The 650-nt window shown below is 46.2% G+C and carries 1 pseudogene; it reads right to left on the bottom strand.

Annotated elements, in window-relative coordinates:
- Positions 1-650 (bottom strand): annotated as a pseudogene (locus tag R7E78_RS27500) (HD-GYP domain-containing protein); the annotation flags it as partial.

The raw sequence follows: 650 nt of genomic DNA, 5'->3' as shown, positions 1-650 counted from the left end.
TCAGGGTCAAGATGGAAAGGCGTTAGACTGAGCAAAATCTTAAATGCTTCTGCTGAGCTCATGCCTTTTTTGTAGCAACGATCAGCGGTGAGCGCGTCATAAATGTCGACGATACAACTCATGCGACCATGAATCGGAATCTCATCGCCCGATAGTCCGCGCGGATACCCCGTTCCATCAAGCTTTTCATGATGCATTAAACACACGTCTCGGCTGACATCGCTCAACCCTTTCACTTCAACGATGATCGGGCCCGCGAAGACTTGGTGCAACTTCATGTGCTCAAACTCTTCTGGCGTTAAACGCGCTGGCTTGTGAAGAATTTTATCGTCCACTTTGATTTTACCCACATCGTGAATAATGCCACCAATCGCACATTGCTTGAGGGTATCTTTGTCTAAGCCTAAGTGTTTGCCGAACGAAACCAGCAGACAGTCGACATTTACTGAATGCTCGAGTAAATAAGAATCTTTCTGGCGCAATGCAGAAACACACTGCAAAGCGTCTGAATCAATAAATACACTTTCGATCATGTCATCCGCCCACTATTCAATCTCGTCGACTTGGATAACTGTGCCTTCAAAAGTTTGGTTGAGAATTTTCTGCGCTAGGCCGTTTGCTTCCGCTATCAGCTTTTTAGCACGCTTGTG

The sequence above is a fragment of the Vibrio sp. YT-19(2023) genome, assembly GCF_033337395.1.
The sequence above is the reverse complement of the archived record's forward strand: the minus strand, read 5'-3'. Positions and strand labels throughout refer to the sequence as shown.